The organism is Micromonospora sp. CPCC 205546, from assembly GCF_036902715.1.
Classification (GTDB): Bacteria; Actinomycetota; Actinomycetes; order Mycobacteriales; family Micromonosporaceae; genus Micromonospora.
This window is the reverse complement of the sequence record NZ_JBAKHL010000067.1, coordinates 1-15,393: the sequence shown is the minus strand read 5'-3', so window position 1 is coordinate 15,393 and position 15,393 is coordinate 1. Positions and strand designations below refer to the sequence as shown.

The following is a 15,393-nucleotide window of genomic DNA, read 5'->3' as shown; positions in this document are numbered from 1 at the left end:
CCGGGCGGTCGGGACCCCGGTACGGGCCGTACGCGACCCCTGCCAGGCATACATGTCGGCACCCGGACCCGGTAGGTCTTTACCACCACCCCTAAATATTCCGGCAAGATCTTTCGTTGACGAATATTCGGTGATATCAATCTCGCACTCGATCCCTCAACCCCCCGGAGTGCGACGTGCGGAGAACCCGTCTCGTGTCCCTCGCCCTGAGCCTGGCAACGGCTTTCGGCGTCAGCCTCACCATGGCCGCCCCCGCCCAGGCCGCGCCCGCCGACCGCTACGTGGCGCTCGGCGACTCGTACGCCTCCGGCGTGGGCGCCGGCAGCTACACCAGCGAGAGCGGCTCCTGCCAGCGCAGCACCAACGCCTACCCGGCGCTCTACGCCGCCAACATCAAGCCCGCGTCGTACCGCTCGGTCGCCTGCTCCGGTGCCACCACCTCCAGCGTGATCAACACGCAGCTGTCGGCGCTGAGCTCCACCACCACCCTGGTCAGCGTCACGGTCGGCGGGAACGACGTCGGGTTCGCCAACATCATGTCCACCTGCGTGCTGCAGGGCACGACCCAGTGCGTCGCCGCCGTCCAGGCCGCCCAGGACAAGGCCCGCGCCCAGCTGCCCAGCCTGCTGCGCAACGTCTACAACGGCATCAAGACCCGGGCCCCCTCCGCCCGCGTGATCGTCGTCGGATACCCGGTCTTCTACCAGCTCGGCACCACCTGCATCGGGCTGAGCGCCACCTCCCGGGCGAAGATCAACGAGGGCATCAACCTGGTGGACGACATCACCCGCAGCGCCGCCGTCGCCGCCGGCTTCACCTTCGCCGACGTGCGGTCGCAGTTCGTCGGGCACCAGCTGTGCAGCTCCGGCACGAAGTGGCTGCACGCCCTCAACTTCGCCAACCTCGGCGTCTCCTACCACCCGACCGCGGCCGGCCAGTCCGGCGGCTACTACCCGGTCTTCCGCTCCGCGGCGGACTGACGCGCGCGCTCCGCGTCCGGGTGGTCCCGGCCCCGCCCCCCTCGGGGCCGCGACCGCCCGGACACGGAGGACGGGGGCGCGTCGCCCGCGCGGCGTCCGTGCCCCGTCCGACCGTCCGGCGTTCCGGTCGACGGGACACCGGACGGCCGGAACGACCCCGGGCCTGCCGGGGCCGCCCCCGGTCAGCACCGGACGATCGTGGAGTTGCTCAGCCCGATGTTGCTGATAGTCAGGTCGTCCGCGCAGGGGTTCTCCACGATCCGGCTGTTCGCCAGGGTGAAGTTGCGCAGCGTGATGTCCCGGTTGCCGGGGAACTCGGTGCGCTCGGCCAGCCGCACCTCGCCGCCGCCGCTGATCGTGCCGCCGCCGGCCGCGATGTCCACCCCCTGGCAGTTCTCGATCAGGATCGCGTTGTTGCCGGTGCCGGCGATGTCCACCCGGTCGACGGTGGCCCCGCCGGACTCGGAGACGCAGAAGATCCCCCGGCCGCCGCCGCGCGCCCGGACGGTGCCCACCCGGATGTTGGTCGGGTAGCCGGAGCCCACCCGCCCGTTGCGGTTGGCCATCCGGAAGGCGGCATACCCGGTGCCGGTGCCGGCGTTCTCGGCGTCGACGGTGGTGACCGTGGCGTTGATCGTCTGGTTGAGCAGCAGGCCCGACTCGCCCACGTCGCGCGCCGTGACGGTGCCGATGGTCAGCCCGTCCACGCCGTACGTCTCGACCGCGTGGGAACTGGCGCCGGAGACGTAGGCGCTGTCGAGCCGGACGTTGCGGCTCCACTGGCTGGTGTCCCCACGGTTGTCGATCCGGATCCCGAGCCCGTTGCGGAGCCGCATGTCGATCCGGCCGAGGACGACGTCCGTGACGTTGCGCAGGAAGATCCCGTAGAGCGGGGTGCCGGTGACGGTGAGGTGCCCGACCTCGACGTGGCTGGTGCCGCGGGAGTAGATGGGCGCCTGGTCGCCGCTGCCCGAGCCGGTGACGTCGATGGTGCCGCACACGTCGATCGCGGTGTAGCTGGGCAGGGAGATCCGTGCCCCGGCGCTCATCGAGCCGGAGCCGCGGACGACGACGCGCTGCTTGCTGGTGCGTCCGGCGCTGAGGCTGTTCACGGCGGCCTGGACGGCGGCGCGCATGTCGCTGCCGGTGTGCACCGTGGTGCCGCCGTTGCGGGCGGTCCACGTGCCGCCGCTGAGCACCGCCTCGGCCTGGAACGCGCCGCTGCCGCAGCCGGCGCCGCCAGCGCCGAGGCTGATCAGTTGCCACTGCTGGTTGGCGCCGTCGAGATCCTGGTACTGCGAGATCGTTGCACCGTCCGCGGTGGACCACTGCCACACGTCGAGCGCCTTGTTCGAGTGCCGGTTGACGAGGCGGACGTATCCACCGGCGCTGTCGGCGAGCCGGAAGTGCTGCCGGGTGTTGCCGCCGGCGGCGGTGTTCTGGACGAGCGGCACCCCGTCCTCGGCGCTCGGCAGTTCCAGCACCTTGCTGCTGTGCGCCGAGCGGATCTGGTGGTAGCCGCCGCCCACGTCGACGAACCGCCACTGCTGCACGGCCAGGTCGTTGCGCGTGAACTGGTTGACCGGCGCGCCGTCGGCGGTGGACCAGCCCCACAGGTCCATGGCCTTGCCGCTGTGCCGGTTGACGAGGACGTAGTTGGCGCCGGGGTCGACCGTGGCCGCCGCGGCGGGTCGCGGGCCGACGGCCGCGGCGGCACCGACGAGCGTCAGCACGGCCATGGCCACCAGGCCGAGGCGTCGACGGGCGGGATTCCTCTTCGGGTCGGGGGACGTCATGCGGCTCCTTCGGCTGGCGCGGGGGCGGGAGGGGTGCGCGACCGCCCCGTCGAGGCCGCTAGCGATCCAATCCCATCGATGTAGAGGCAATGGTAAGCGCTTTCTTCCGGCGGCGCGAAGGTCTCCACCGGCATCGAGGACCTCGTCGCGGACTTCCTGGCGGCCCTCGACGCGGCGGGCCGGGCGGAGTAGCGCCCCGGCCGGCCGCGCCGGTCAGCGGTCCGGGCTGCCGGCCGGCGCCATCACCCGCAGCGCGTTGGCGTCCAGGCCGATCCGGATCGGCGTACGGCCGCACAGCTCGCCGTCGACCTCGACGCGCGCCGGCCGGTCGGTCTCCAGCCACAGCTCCCCGACGGCGAGGAACGGCTCGTCGCCGACGGAGCGCCGGTGCCCGGTCGCCGCGTTGCGGGCGGTGTCGCGCACCAGCCCCCGGCGGTTCGCGCCGCCGACCGGGTACGCGACCAGCAGTCGGTCGTCGGCGTCGGCGTCGGCGGCGATCGGGCGCCCGGCGTGGAACCCGCCGTTGGCCACGTACACCTGGTGGGTGACGTACTCGTGCCGGGCGTCGCCGGCGCGCACGGTGACACGCAGCGGGCGGTGCCGGGCCAGCAGGGCCAGGGCGGTGAGCGGGTACGCCAGCCGGCCCGTGACCCGCTTCAGGCGCGGCGGCGTGCGCAGCATGATGTCGGCGGAGAGCCCGACGCCGACGTGGTTGGTGAACCGCATGTCGCCGGCGAGGCCGAGGTCCACGTCGATCACCGTGCCGTCGGCCAGCACGTCGACGGCACGGTCGAGTTCCAGCGGCACGCCGACGGTGCGCGCGAAGTTGTTGGTGGTGCCCAGCGGCAGCAGGCCGAGTGCCATGTCGCGATGGGCGAGCAGCCGCGCGGCGGCGCTGAGGGTGCCGTCCCCGCCACCGGCGACCAGCAGGTCGGGCCCGAGGTCGACGGCCGCGGCGAGGGCGCGTTCGAGCTGGCCGGGCTGGTCGACGGGGTGGTCGCCGAGTAGCTGGAAGCCCGCCGCCGTCAGCCGTGTGCGGGCCTGCTCGTGCAGGTGGCGGCCCCGGCGGGAGCGGGCGTTGACCACGAGGACGGCCCGACGGTCGCGCCGGATGGCCGCACCCAGTTCCTGCTTCGTCCGCATGGGCCCCGACCCTATCGGCATCCCGGGCCCCGACACGACGACAGGAGCGACCGGGAACAGGCAAGCCCGTCGACGTGGGCGCCACCGTCGACGCCGACGGCCGTCTGCCGTCCTGGCGCCCACGCCGGCGGCCAGACGTCCCTCGTCGGGGGCGCGCAGCGGGGGTGGCCGCCTCTACGGCCGGCCCACGGGCACGTCGACCGCCGCGGGTGGGTGCGGGGCGGCTGGTTCTGCTGACCCCGCGCGGAGCCGGTGCGCGCGGATCAGGTCGGCGTAGCGCAGTCCGCTCGCCTTGACCGTCCGGCGCTGGGTGGGGTAGTCGACGTGCACCAGGCCGAAGCGCTTGTCGTACCCGTACGCCCACTCGAAGTTGTCCAGCAGCGACCAGACGAAGTAGCCGGCCAGCGGCACGCCCCGGCCGACCGCCGCCGCGCACGCCGCCAGGTGCCGCTCCAGGTGCTCGGTCCGCTCCCGGTCCTCGACGGCGCCCTCGGCGGTGACCTCGTCCGGCCACGCCGACCCGCTCTCGGTGACGAGCACCCGCGTCGGGCCGTACTCCTCGGTCACCGCGACCAGCAGCTCCTCCAGCCCGGCCGGGTACGTCTCCCAGCCCATCGCCGTGCACACCGCGCCCGGCACCGCGACCTGCCGGGCGTGCGGCGGCGGCCCCGCCGGGTCGTCGGCCACCACCTGCCGGAAGTAGTAGTTCAGGCCCAGGTAGTCGGTGGGCGTGGCGATGACGGCCAGGTCGTCGCCGCGGACCGGCGGCTCGACGCCGTACGTGGCGACCATGTCGGTCGGGTAGCCGCGTGCGTGCAGCGGGTCGAGCCACCACCGGTTGACGTGGCCGTCCATCCGCCGGGCGGCGGCCACGTCCTCGGGCCGGTCGCTGGCCGGCTCGCAGGGGCTGGGATTGAGCACGATCCCGACGGAGGCGGGCCGGGCGGCGGCGGCCCGGATGGCCCGGGTGGCCAGCCCGTGCCCGAGCAGGACGTGGTGCGAGGCGCGCACCGCCCGGGCCAGGTCCCGCTCGCCGGGGGCCATCCGGCCCTCCAGGTGCCCGATCCAGGACACGCAGAGCGGCTCGTTGACGGTGGTCCAGTCGGCGACCCGGTCGCCGAGGCGGGCGGCCACGACGGCGGCGTAGTCGGCGAACGCCTCGGCGGTGTCGCGCTCCGGCCAGCCGCCCCGGTCCTGCAACGCCTGCGGCAGGTCCCAGTGGTAGAGCGTCACGAACGGCCGGATCCCCGCCGCCAGCAGGGCGTCGACCAGCCGGTCGTAGAAGTCCAGGCCCTTCGGGTTGACCCGGCCGACGCCGTCGGGCCGGACCCGCGGCCAGGCCACCGAGAACCGGTACGCGTCGACCCCGAGCCGCCGCATGAGCGTCACGTCCTGCGGCCACCGGTGGTAGTGGTCGCAGGCCACCGCGCCGGTGTCGCCGTTGTCGACGGCGCCGGGCACGTCGCAGAAGGTGTCCCAGATGGACGGCGCGCGGCCGTCGGCGCGGACGGCCCCCTCGATCTGGTACGCGGCGGTGGCGACGCCCCAGAGGAAGTCGGGCGGCAGCGGTGACAGGTCCGGCACGGGTGGGCTCTCCTTCGGATGCGCGGCCGACATGGCCTGGTGTGCGGCCGACATGGTCCTACCTGACCGCGCCGGCGGTGAGGCCGGCGACGAAGTAGCGCTGCAACGCCAGGAAGCCGGCCACCACCGGGACGCTGACCACCAGCGACGCGGCCATCACCTGGTTCCAGTAGACGTTGAACTGGGTGGAGTAGCCCTGCAGGCCGACGGCGAGGGTGCGGCTGCCCTCGTCGGTCATCACCGAGGCGAAGAGCACCTCGCCCCAGGCGGTCATGAAGGCGTAGACGGCGACCGCGACGACGCCCGGCACCGCCGTCGGCAGGATGACCCGGAACAGCGTCCGCAGCGGACCCGCGCCGTCGACCTGCGCCGCCTCGTCCAGGCCGCGGGGGATCGAGTCGAAGTAGCCGACCAGCATCCAGATCGAGAACGGCAGGGAGAACGTCAGGTAGGTGATGATCAGCCCCGTGCGGCTGGCGTACAGCTGGATGCCGGTGGCGGTGCCGAGGTTGACGTAGATGAGGAACAGCGGCAGCAGGAAGAGGATGCCGGGGAACATCTGGGTGGAGAGCACGGTCACCGAGAACAGCCCCCGGCCGCGGAAGCGGTACCGGCTGACGGCGTACGCCGCGAAGATCGCCACGGTGACCGAGAAGACCGCCGCCACGGTCGAGACGACCAGGCTGTTGACCAGATAGCGGCCCAGCGGCACGGTCGACCACATGTCGACGAAGGCCTGCGCGCTCGGGCGCCGGGGCCACCAGGTGAAGGCGCCCTGCACGTCCTGCAACGGCTTGAGCGCCGAGCTGAGCATGACGTAGAGCGGGACGAGCACGAAGAGCGCGAGCAGGGTCAGCACGATCCGGCGGGCCCAGCGCTCGGCGGCGGTCTCACGCATCGTTCCTCCGGCGGTTGGTGACCAGCAGGTAGCCGGCGGTGACCAGGAGCAGGAACAGCAGCAGCGCCACGGACATCGCCGACCCGGCGCCGAAGTCCCAGGTCTTGAAGGAGCTGCGGTAGATGTGCAGCGAGATGAGGTTCGCCTGCTCCGGCGCGGAGCCGCCGAAGAGCACGTACGGGGTGTTGAAGTCGTTGAAGGTCCAGAGGAACAGCACCAGCACCAGCACCAGGTTGACCGGGCGCAGCATGGGCAGCGTCACCGAGCGCAGCCGCCGCCAGAACCCGGCCCCGTCCATGGCGGCGGCCTCGTACAGCTCGCCGGGGATGTTCTGCAGGCCGGCCATCAGGCAGAGGAAGGCGAACGGCCAGGACCGCCAGACCGAAACGGTCAGCAGCGCGACGAAGCTGTTCTCCCCGATCAGCCAGAACGGCCGGTCGTCGAGGAGGTGGAGCTGGTCGACCAGCACGTGGTTGACGAGGCCGGTGTCCCGCTGGAACAGGAAGCTCCAGGTGATCACGGCGGTGTAGACGGGCAGCGCGTACGGGGTGAGGAAGAGCGCGCGCAGCACGCCCCGGCCGCGGAAGGGGCGTTGCAGCAGCACGGCGGCGGTGGCGCCGAGCACCCAGGAGAGCCCGACCGAGGCCACCGTGTAGGCGACGGTCACCCCGAACGAGTGCAGCAGCCCGGCCCCGACCGCCGAGTCGACGTCGAGCACCACGCGGTAGTTCTCCCCGCCCACGAAGGGCGCGGTGGACCAGTCGCGGATGTGGAACTGGGTCAGCTCCCGCAGGCTCATCCACGCCCCGACGAGCATCGGGACCACGTGGATCGCCAGCTCCAGCACGACGGCCGGGGCGAGCAGCAGGTACGGCAGCAGCGACCGGCGGCGCCCGGGTGAGCGCCGGTCCGCGCCAGGCGGGCGGCGGGCGGGCCGGCCCGCCGCGGCCACGTGCCGGGAGGGCGTGGTGGTGGACATCGGGGTCCTCTCGCTGGGTGGCCGTGGGAGGGTCGGCGTCCCTCCCACGGCCACCGGTCCGGCGGATCAGCGCATCTGCTGCTGGGCCCGGGTCAGCTTCTGCCGGACGCTCTCCTCGGTGATCGGTCTGCCGCCGGCGGCGTCGGCGAAGAGTTCCTTGACGGCGGTGCCGACGAGGGTCTCGAAGGTGCTCTCGTCGGGCACCTGCGGCAGCGGCGCCGCCGTGGTGGCGAGGGTCTGCTGGAGCACCTTCTGCTCCGGGGCGGCGAACGCCGGGTCGCCCGCCACGGTGGAGACGGCGGGCAGCGAGCCGTACGTCCTGTTCAGCGCCACCTGCTCGGCGTCGCTGGTCATGAACTTGACGAACTCCAGCGCGGCGTCGGCGTTCTTCGTGTGCTTGAACACCGCGAGGTTGATCCCCGCGACCATGCTGTTGACCTTCCTGCCGCCGGCCGGCGGGGCGGCCGGGAACGGCACGGGGGCGATGCCGTACGCGTCGGGGGCCATGTTCTGCGACTTCAGGTTGGACCCGGCGGCCTGCCAGAGCAGCATGGCGGCCCTGCCGTTGGCGAAGTCGGAGACCGACTGGTTCTGCGCGTACTCGGCGTTGCTCGGGTTGACGATCCTGTCGACGGCCATCAGGTCGACGTACCGCTTGACGGCGGCGACGTTCTGCGGGGTGTCGAAGGTCGGTCTGCCGGCGGAGTCGAACCACTCGCCGCCGTACTGCTGGCTGAAGGTGAAGGCGTGGTGGGCGTTCTCCGACGGGTTGGCCCCCTCGACGGCGAGGCCCCACCGGTCGCCACCGGTCAGCTTGCGGCCGACCTCGGCCACCTGCTCCCAGGTGGTGGGCGGGCTGGTCACGCCGGCGTCGGCGAACGCCTTCTTGTTGTAGTAGAGCGCGTAGGCGAGGCTGTAGAGCGGCACCGCGGCCGGCGGCTTGCCGGGCGCGCCGGCGGCGGCCAGCGCGGCGGGGACGAACCGGTCCTTTCCGCCGACCTTCGAGAGGGTGGCGTCGTCGAACTCGACCAGCGCGCCGGTGGCCTGCAGCGACGCCGACCAGGTGTTGCCGATGTTGACCACGTCCGGGCCCTGCCCGGAGGTGGCGGCGGTGAGCAGCCGGTTGAGCAGGTCCGACCAGGGCACCACCTCGACGTTGACCTTGATGCCGGTCTGCTGCTCGAACTTGTCCAGCTCCGGCTGGAGGATCTGCTTGTCGGCCTCCAGGCTGGCGCCCTGGTTGCTGGCCCAGTAGGTGAGGGTCTTCCCGGTCGTGCCGGAGGAGTCGCCGGAGTTGCCGCACGCGGTGAGCGTGGTGGCGGCCAGTACGGCCGCCGTGAGTATCGCGAGGTGTCGTCTCGACACGGGCTGCCCTTCCGTTGCACGTGGTGGAGGTCGCCGGGACGCCGTCGGGGACGGGGGTGACGGGGCGGCGGGCGGTGGGCGGGGCACACCGGCGGAAAGCCGGCGCTCGGTAGTTACATCACGACTTAATGAATGTGGTCATTAAAGTGGTTGGCCCGACGGGTCGTCAAGGACGGGGTCGTACAGTCGCACCGGAGGGCCGAGGGATCGAGGTGGCAGGTGGAGCTGGCGCGCGCGACCAACCGGGGCGTCCGGCTGCGCAACCGGTCCGCCCTGCTGTCGAAGGTCTTCCTGGACGGCCCGCTCACCCGGCAGGACCTGGTCCGAAGCACGGGGTTGAGCCAGCCGGCGGTCAGCAACGTGGTCGCCGACCTGATCGACGAAGGGCTGGTCGTGGAGGCGGGCGCCGCCGAGTCCGACGGTGGCCGGCCCAGCATGATGCTGCGGGTCGCGCCCCGCTTCGCGTTCGTCGTCGGGGTGGACGTGGGGGAGACCCGGGTCCGGGTGGAGCTGTTCGACTTCGCGATGACCCAGTTGGCCAGCGTCGCGTACCCGCTCGACCCGCGCCGCACGGAGCCGGCGGAGGTGGCCGGGCACGTGCTGGCCGGCATCGACGCGGTCACCGCCCGGGCCGGGGTGGCCGCCGACGAGGTGCTCGGCGCCGGCATCGGCGTCTCCGGGGTGGTCGAGCAGGGCCGGGAGGCCGTCGTGCACGCCCAGTCGCTCGGCTGGGACCGGGTGCCGCTGGAGCGCCTGATCGCGGCGGGCACCGACCTGCCGCTGCACATCGACAACGGGGCCAAGACCCTCGGCCAGGCAGAGATGTGGTTCGGCGCCGGCCGGGGGGCCCGGCACGCCGTCTTCGCGCTGGTCGGTTCCGGGATCGGCGCGGCCGTGGTGACCAACGGGGCGACCTACCGGGGCGCCTCCAGCAGCGCCGGCGAGTGGGGGCACACCACCCTGCTCTACGGCGGTCGGCCCTGCCGCTGCGGCGCCCGTGGCTGCCTGGAGGCGTACGTCGGCGCGGAGGCGGTCATCGAGCGCTACCGGGAGGCCCGCGACGGTCACCCGGTCCCCGGCGGGGACGAGGAGTCCCAGTTGTCGGCCCTGATCGACGCCGCCGACACCTCGGCCGCCGCCCGGCGGGTGCTGGACGAGACGGCGGACTTCCTCGGCGCCGGGGTGGCCAACCTGATCAACCTGTTCAACCCGGAGCGGGTCGTGCTCGGGGGCTGGGCCGGCATGGCCCTGGGCGGCCTGCTGCCCGCCGTCCGGGAGGCCGCCGGCCGCCAGGCGCTGCGCCAGCCGTACGCGCAAGCCTCGATCGAGCTGGGTCTGCTGGGCGTCGACGCGGTGGCGCTCGGCGCGGCGACGCTCCCGATCGCCCGGCTGCTCACGGCCGGCGGGGTGCGGTCGGCGAACCGGCGGGTCACCGAACAAATCGAACTTTACGGATAAATGGCAGCGGTCCTCGGCATCATGTCCGAGGCCGGCCAGGTGAACTCGCCGGTGCTCATGGAGGCCGGCCCGGCCGGCTCGGCGACGAGGCACGCGGCCAACCCGACCTCGCTGCACGACGTCTTCTTCCGCATCGGCGGGCCGGGCGTCGGCCGGGCCACCAACACGCTGACCGTCGACAGCGACCACGTGATCGGCGACCACATGTGGCTCTGGCGCGCCGACCACGGCGACGGGGTCGGCTGGGCGGTGAACACCGCCGACACCGGCCTGACGGTCAACGGCGACGACGTGACCATGTACGGCCTCTTCGTCGAGCACTACCAGCGGCACCAGACGGTCTGGAACGGCAACGGGGGCCGGACGTACTTCTACCAGAACGAGATGCCGTACGACCCCCGCCGAACCAGGCCGCCCGGATGAACGGGCCACCTGCGGCTACGCGGCGTACAAGGTGTCCGACGGGGTGGGCACCCACCAACGGCGCCGGCGGCACCGCCGACGCGGGCAACCAGCAGGTGTACCTCACGAACTACCCGTGACCCGTACGGCGACGGACCCGGTCGGATCGTCCCGGCCGGGCCCGCGCCCTTCGACGCCCGGCGGCCCCGGCCCGGCCCGCCGGATGACCAGCATCACTTCACTGAATAAAACATTGCAGGGCCTGCAAGATCGCTAGTAGGGTCCTCGCGTGACATCCGCCGGAACCGAACCCGCTTCCGGGCGGCGCGACCGCAAGAAGCGCCGGACCCGGGCCGCGCTGACCGAGGCGGCCCTGCGCCTGGTGGCCGAACGCGGCCTGGCCCAGGTGACGGTGGAGGAGATCAGCGAGGCGGCCGACGTCTCCCCGCGCACCTTCTTCAACTACTTCGCCTGCAAGGACGACGCCCTCGTCGGCGACCAGGCGGGCCACTCGGCGCGCCTGGTGGCCCGGCTGGCCACCGTGCCACCCGAGGTGCCGGTGCTGGCCGCGCTGCGGACCGCCCTCGACGAGGTGGTCGACGAGGTGCGCGCCGAGCGCGAGCTGTGGTGCCTGCGGATGGACGTGGTGATGCGCAATCCCGCGCTGCTGCCCCGCCTGCTGGCCGGCAACGCCGAGACGGAACGCGCCATCGTCGAGGTCGTCGCGGCGCGGGTCGGCGTCGATCCCGACCACGGCTACCCGGCGCTGGTCACCGCCGTGACGGGCGCGGCGCTGCGCCACGCGATGACCCGGTGGGCCGCTGACCCCGGCAGGCCGGACCTGGCCGACCTCGTCGACGAGGCGTTCGCCGCCCTCGCCGCGGGGCTGCCGCAGCCCGACCGCCCCTGACCCGCAAGCCCCTTCCGGGAAGGTGCCCGGGAGGCCGTGAAACCCGTACCCGGTAAGGAAGGTCGATGACCGCCACCGTGCCCGCCAAGACCCCCGAGGTCGGCGCCGGCCGCATGTCCCGCCGCGAGGTGCTCCAGGCACTCTCCGGCCTGATGGTCGGCATGTTCGTGTCGATCCTCGCCTCCACGGTCGTGGCGAACGCGCTGCCGCGCATCATCGCCGACCTGGACGGCACCCAGACCGTCTACACCTGGATCGTCACCACCGAACTGCTGGCCATGACGGCGACCGTGCCGCTGTGGGGCAAGATGGCCGACCTCTACAGCAAGAAGCTGCTGATCCAGCTCTCCCTCGGCCTCTTCGTGGTCGGCTCGCTGATCGCCGGGCTGACGCCGAACGTCGAGGTGCTGCTGGTCAGCCGGGTCGTGCAGGGCATCGGCGCCGGCGGCATGACCGCCCTGGCGACCATCGTGATGGCGGCCATGATCCCGCCCCGCGAGCTGGGCCGTTACGCCGGCATCTTCGGCGCCGTGTTCGGCGTCGGCACCATCGCCGGCCCGCTGATCGGCGGCGTGCTGGTGGACACCTCCTGGCTCGGCTGGCGCTGGTGCTTCCTGATCGGCGTCCCGTTCTCCCTGCTCTCCATCGTCCTGCTCCAGCGCACCCTGCACCTGCCGGTGACCCGCCGCAGGGTCAAGATCGACTGGCTCGGCGCGCTGCTCATCACCTCCGGGGTCTCCACCGTGCTGATCTGGTCGTCGCTGGCCGGCAACAAGTTCGCCTGGGCCTCGGGGTGGACGGCGCTGATGGTGGGCGGCGGCCTCGCCCTGCTGGCCCTGGCGGTCCGGGTGGAGTCCCGCGCGGCGGAGCCGATCGTGCCGCTGGACATCTTCCGCAACCGGACGGTCTCGCTGACCACCGTCGCGAGCATCCTGGTCGGTGTGGCGATGTTCGGCGGCACCGTGTTCCTGTCCCAGTACTTCCAGCTCTCGCTGGGCAAGTCGCCGACGGTGGCGGGGCTGATGAGCCTGCCGATGATCCTGGGCCTGCTGGTCTCGTCGACGGTGGCCGGCCAGCTGATCACGAAGTACGGCCGCTGGAAGCGCTACCTGGTGGCCGGCGCCGCCGTGATGGTCGCCGGCATGCTGCTGCTGGCCACCATCGACGCCCGGACCAGTGTCGTGCTGCTCGGCGTCTACATGGCGGTGCTCGGCGTCGGCGTCGGCATGCTCATGCAGAACCTGGTGCTCGCGGCGCAGAACGACGTGCCGGCGCACGAGCTTGGCGCGGCCACCTCGGTGCTGACCTTCTTCCGCAGCATGGGCGGCACGATCGGCGTCAGCGCGCTCGGCGCGGTGCTGGCGAACCGGGTCGCCACGCTGAGCGCGGAGAAGCTCGGTCCGCTGACCGGGGACGCCACGGGTGGGGAGGGCTCCACCGAGGTGCCCGACCTGTCCACCCTGCCCGAGCCGGTGTTGAAGATCGTCCAGGACGTGTACGGGACCGCCACCGGCGAGCTGTTCCTGGTGGCCACCCCCTTCGCGGTGCTCGCCCTGGTGGTGGTGCTGTTCATCCGGGAGAAGCCGCTGCACACCCTCAGTGGTGATGAGCGGCGGGCCCGGGAGGAGGCGGCCGCCGCCGTGCCCGGCGCGCACTGAGTCACCCGCCGAGGGGCGGTCCGGATCCGTTCCGGGCCGCCCTTTCGCGTGCCGGCAGCCGCCTGCCCGCTGCGTGACCGGCCGCCGATCCGGCCGTACGGCGGGCTGGCCGTCCGGCCGCGCGGCGGGCTGCCGATCCCGGCCGTGCGGCGGAAGCCGGTTCGGCCGCTCGCCGCATCGACGCTCTTGATTGACAGGTGATGAACGGCGCGTTACGGTCGCTCAGGAAAGCGCTTTCCATCGCATCCACCTGCTCCACCACCACCAGGAGGTCAGTCATGGAAAGGCCGGATCACGCCCGTCCGTCGCGCCGGAGGAGGTGGCCCGTCGTCGGCGGCGCGGTCGCCGTCGTCACCGCCGCCAGCCTCGTCTTCTCGCCGGCAGCCGGCGCTGCCACCGCCTTCTCGGCCGACTTCGAGGACGGCGGCGTCGCCGGCTGGTCCAAGTCGGGCGGGAGCTGGTCGGTCGTGTCCGACGGCTCCCAGGTGGCGCGGCAGTCCAGCACCTCCAGCGAGAACGCCCGGCTCTTCAACGCCTCCACCGCCCTGACCGACTACACCGTCCAGGCCCGGGTCAAGCCGGTGAGTCTGGGCGCGAACGGCTTCGTCGGGCTGCTCGCCCGCGCCTCCGGGTCGACCACCTTCCACCGGTTGGCCCTGTTGCCGGGCCGGGTCGAGCTGCAGTCGGTCAACGGCGGCGCGGTGACCGTGCTGGGCAGCTCCTCGCGGGCCGTCAGCGACGGCACCTGGTGCACCCTCTCGCTCACCACCAGCGGCTCCGTGGTCAGCGCGTCGATCGACGGGACGCAGTTCGCCTCGCGATCGGCCTCCGGTCCCGCCGCCGGCCGCATCGGCCTGCAGACCGCGTACTCCTCGGCGTCCTTCGACGACGTGGTCGTGACCACTGGGTCCACCCCGCCGCCGACGACCCCGCCCCCGACGAGCGCGCCGCCCACCACCGCGCCCCCGACGACGCCGCCGCCCACCACACCGCCACCGACCACGCCGCCGCCCACCACGCCGCCGCCGGGCGGCAACGCGCCCGGCCTCCAGGGCTTCGCCACCATGACCGGCCACGGCCGGACCGGCACGAACGGCGGAACGGGCGGCCCGACGGTGACCGTCAGCAACTACGCGCAGCTCGCCGCGGCCGTGGCCGACGACGCGCCCCGCACCGTCCGCGTCTCCGGCACGATCACCGGCACCGGCGCGAAGATGCTGGACGTCGGCTCCCACAAGACGATCATCGGGGTCGGCTCCACCGCCACGATCAGCGGCTTCGGCCTCGACGTCAACGGCTGGGGCCCGGACGAGGTGGCCTGGGGCGGGGACCTCTGCGACCCCGCCGAGCGGAACCAGTTCACCCACGTCCAGAACGTGATCATCCGTAACCTGACGTTCCGCGGCTCGCCGGACGACTCGATCAACGTCCAGTGCTACTCACACCACGTGTGGATCGACCACAACACCTTCCACCCCTCGACGGACGGCTCGGTGGACGTCAAGCGCGGCTCCGACCTGGTCACCGTGTCGTACAACCGGTTCGTCGGCACCGACAAGTCGATGCTGCTGGGCCACAGCGACGGCAACGGCGCCCAGGACACCGGCTACCTGCGCGCGACCTACCACCACAACTGGTTCGACGGCTCCAACACCCGCCACCCCCGGGTGCGCTTCGGCTACGCCCACGTGTTCGGCAACTTCGTGCAGGTCGACGACTACTTCATCGGCCTCGGCGTCGGCGGTCAGGTCTACGCCGAGAGCAACCACGTGCGGAGCGCGAAGACGATCACCGAGGACTTCGGCGACACCCGCCTGACGTGGACCGGCACGAACTTCTACGACAAGGCCACCATCACCCGGGCGAACGACTCCGGCAAGACGATGGACGACTGGCTGCGGATCGACTACACCGTCGCCCGGCCCCCGTACGCGTACACGGCCGGATCCGCCTCCGCCACCCCGCCCGCCGCGGGTGCCGGGGCGGGCGGCGCGGACCAACTGCCGTGACGGCGCCGCCGGTCGGTGCGGTCGATCCGGGCTGAACCGGCCGTCGACGGGGGCGGGCGAGCAGGCGGTCCGCCCCCGCCGACGCGTGCCTCACGGCAGCGACCCCGCGGGTGTCGCGCCGGCCGCGCCCCGCCGCGGGGGACGGCCACCACCGGCGTCCGTCGGCCAGGGCACCGGCCGGCGCCCCGCCGCGGGGTTGCGGCACCGGCCG

At 72.8% G+C, this 15,393-nt stretch carries 12 protein-coding genes; 6 read left to right on the top strand and 6 right to left on the bottom strand.

The genetic code is table 11. The annotated features are described in order from the left end of the window. Positions 1 to 176 precede the first annotated feature (176 nt). Positions 177 to 980 carry an SGNH/GDSL hydrolase family protein gene (locus V6U77_RS24605; protein ID WP_334609038.1) on the top strand — a complete coding sequence of 268 codons (804 nt, stop codon included), beginning with the start codon at positions 177 to 179 and terminating at the stop codon, positions 978 to 980. Between the two features lie 182 nt (positions 981 to 1,162). Here the strand turns inward: V6U77_RS24605 and V6U77_RS24600 are convergent, their stop codons facing one another. From V6U77_RS24600 to V6U77_RS24575, 6 genes are all read right to left on the bottom strand, one after another. Beyond that, complete coding sequence (locus tag V6U77_RS24600; protein WP_334609048.1) at positions 1,163 to 2,719, bottom strand: RICIN domain-containing protein; 1,557 nt, start codon at positions 2,717 to 2,719, stop codon at positions 1,163 to 1,165. Positions 2,720 to 2,989: 270 nt separating this feature from the next. Further along, entirely contained in the window at positions 2,990 to 3,919 is a 930-nt protein-coding gene (locus V6U77_RS24595) for a diacylglycerol/lipid kinase family protein (RefSeq protein WP_334609036.1), read from the bottom strand. A 174-nt stretch (positions 3,920 to 4,093) separates the two neighbouring features. Further along, positions 4,094 to 5,557, bottom strand: coding sequence for a GH1 family beta-glucosidase (locus tag V6U77_RS24590; protein WP_442934501.1), 1,464 nt, complete (start codon positions 5,555 to 5,557; stop codon positions 4,094 to 4,096). Positions 5,558 to 5,561: 4 nt separating this feature from the next. Beyond that, positions 5,562 to 6,401, bottom strand: coding sequence for a carbohydrate ABC transporter permease (locus tag V6U77_RS24585; protein WP_334609034.1), 840 nt, complete (start codon positions 6,399 to 6,401; stop codon positions 5,562 to 5,564). Beyond that, the gene (locus V6U77_RS24580) at positions 6,394 to 7,380 is read right to left on the bottom strand and encodes a carbohydrate ABC transporter permease (RefSeq protein WP_334609033.1); all 987 of its coding nucleotides are present in this window, start codon (positions 7,378 to 7,380) and stop codon (positions 6,394 to 6,396) included. Before V6U77_RS24580 ends, V6U77_RS24585 begins: the two co-directional genes overlap by 8 nt. Before the next feature lie 66 nt (positions 7,381 to 7,446). Continuing rightward, positions 7,447 to 8,745, bottom strand: coding sequence for an ABC transporter substrate-binding protein (locus V6U77_RS24575; protein ID WP_334609031.1), 1,299 nt, complete (start codon positions 8,743 to 8,745; stop codon positions 7,447 to 7,449). Positions 8,746 to 8,964: 219 nt separating this feature from the next. Between V6U77_RS24575 and V6U77_RS24570 the strand changes: the two genes are divergently transcribed. The 5 genes from V6U77_RS24570 (at position 8,965) to V6U77_RS24550 (ending at position 15,182) form a co-directional block, all read left to right on the top strand. Then, positions 8,965 to 10,203 carry an ROK family transcriptional regulator gene (locus tag V6U77_RS24570; protein ID WP_334609029.1) on the top strand — a complete coding sequence of 413 codons (1,239 nt, stop codon included), beginning with the start codon at positions 8,965 to 8,967 and terminating at the stop codon, positions 10,201 to 10,203. Then, entirely contained in the window at positions 10,204 to 10,626 is a 423-nt protein-coding gene (locus tag V6U77_RS24565; RefSeq protein ID WP_334609027.1) for a hypothetical protein, read from the top strand. Positions 10,627 to 10,894: 268 nt separating this feature from the next. After that, positions 10,895 to 11,515, top strand: a complete 621-nt coding sequence (locus V6U77_RS24560; RefSeq protein ID WP_334609025.1) for an acyl-CoA-like ligand-binding transcription factor — start codon at positions 10,895 to 10,897, stop codon at positions 11,513 to 11,515. Between the two features lie 65 nt (positions 11,516 to 11,580). Further along, complete coding sequence (locus V6U77_RS24555; RefSeq protein ID WP_334609023.1) at positions 11,581 to 13,173, top strand: MDR family MFS transporter; 1,593 nt, start codon at positions 11,581 to 11,583, stop codon at positions 13,171 to 13,173. A 278-nt stretch (positions 13,174 to 13,451) separates the two neighbouring features. Further along, positions 13,452 to 15,182 carry a pectate lyase family protein gene (locus tag V6U77_RS24550; protein ID WP_334609021.1) on the top strand — a complete coding sequence of 577 codons (1,731 nt, stop codon included), beginning with the start codon at positions 13,452 to 13,454 and terminating at the stop codon, positions 15,180 to 15,182. Positions 15,183 to 15,393: the final 211 nt, after the last annotated feature.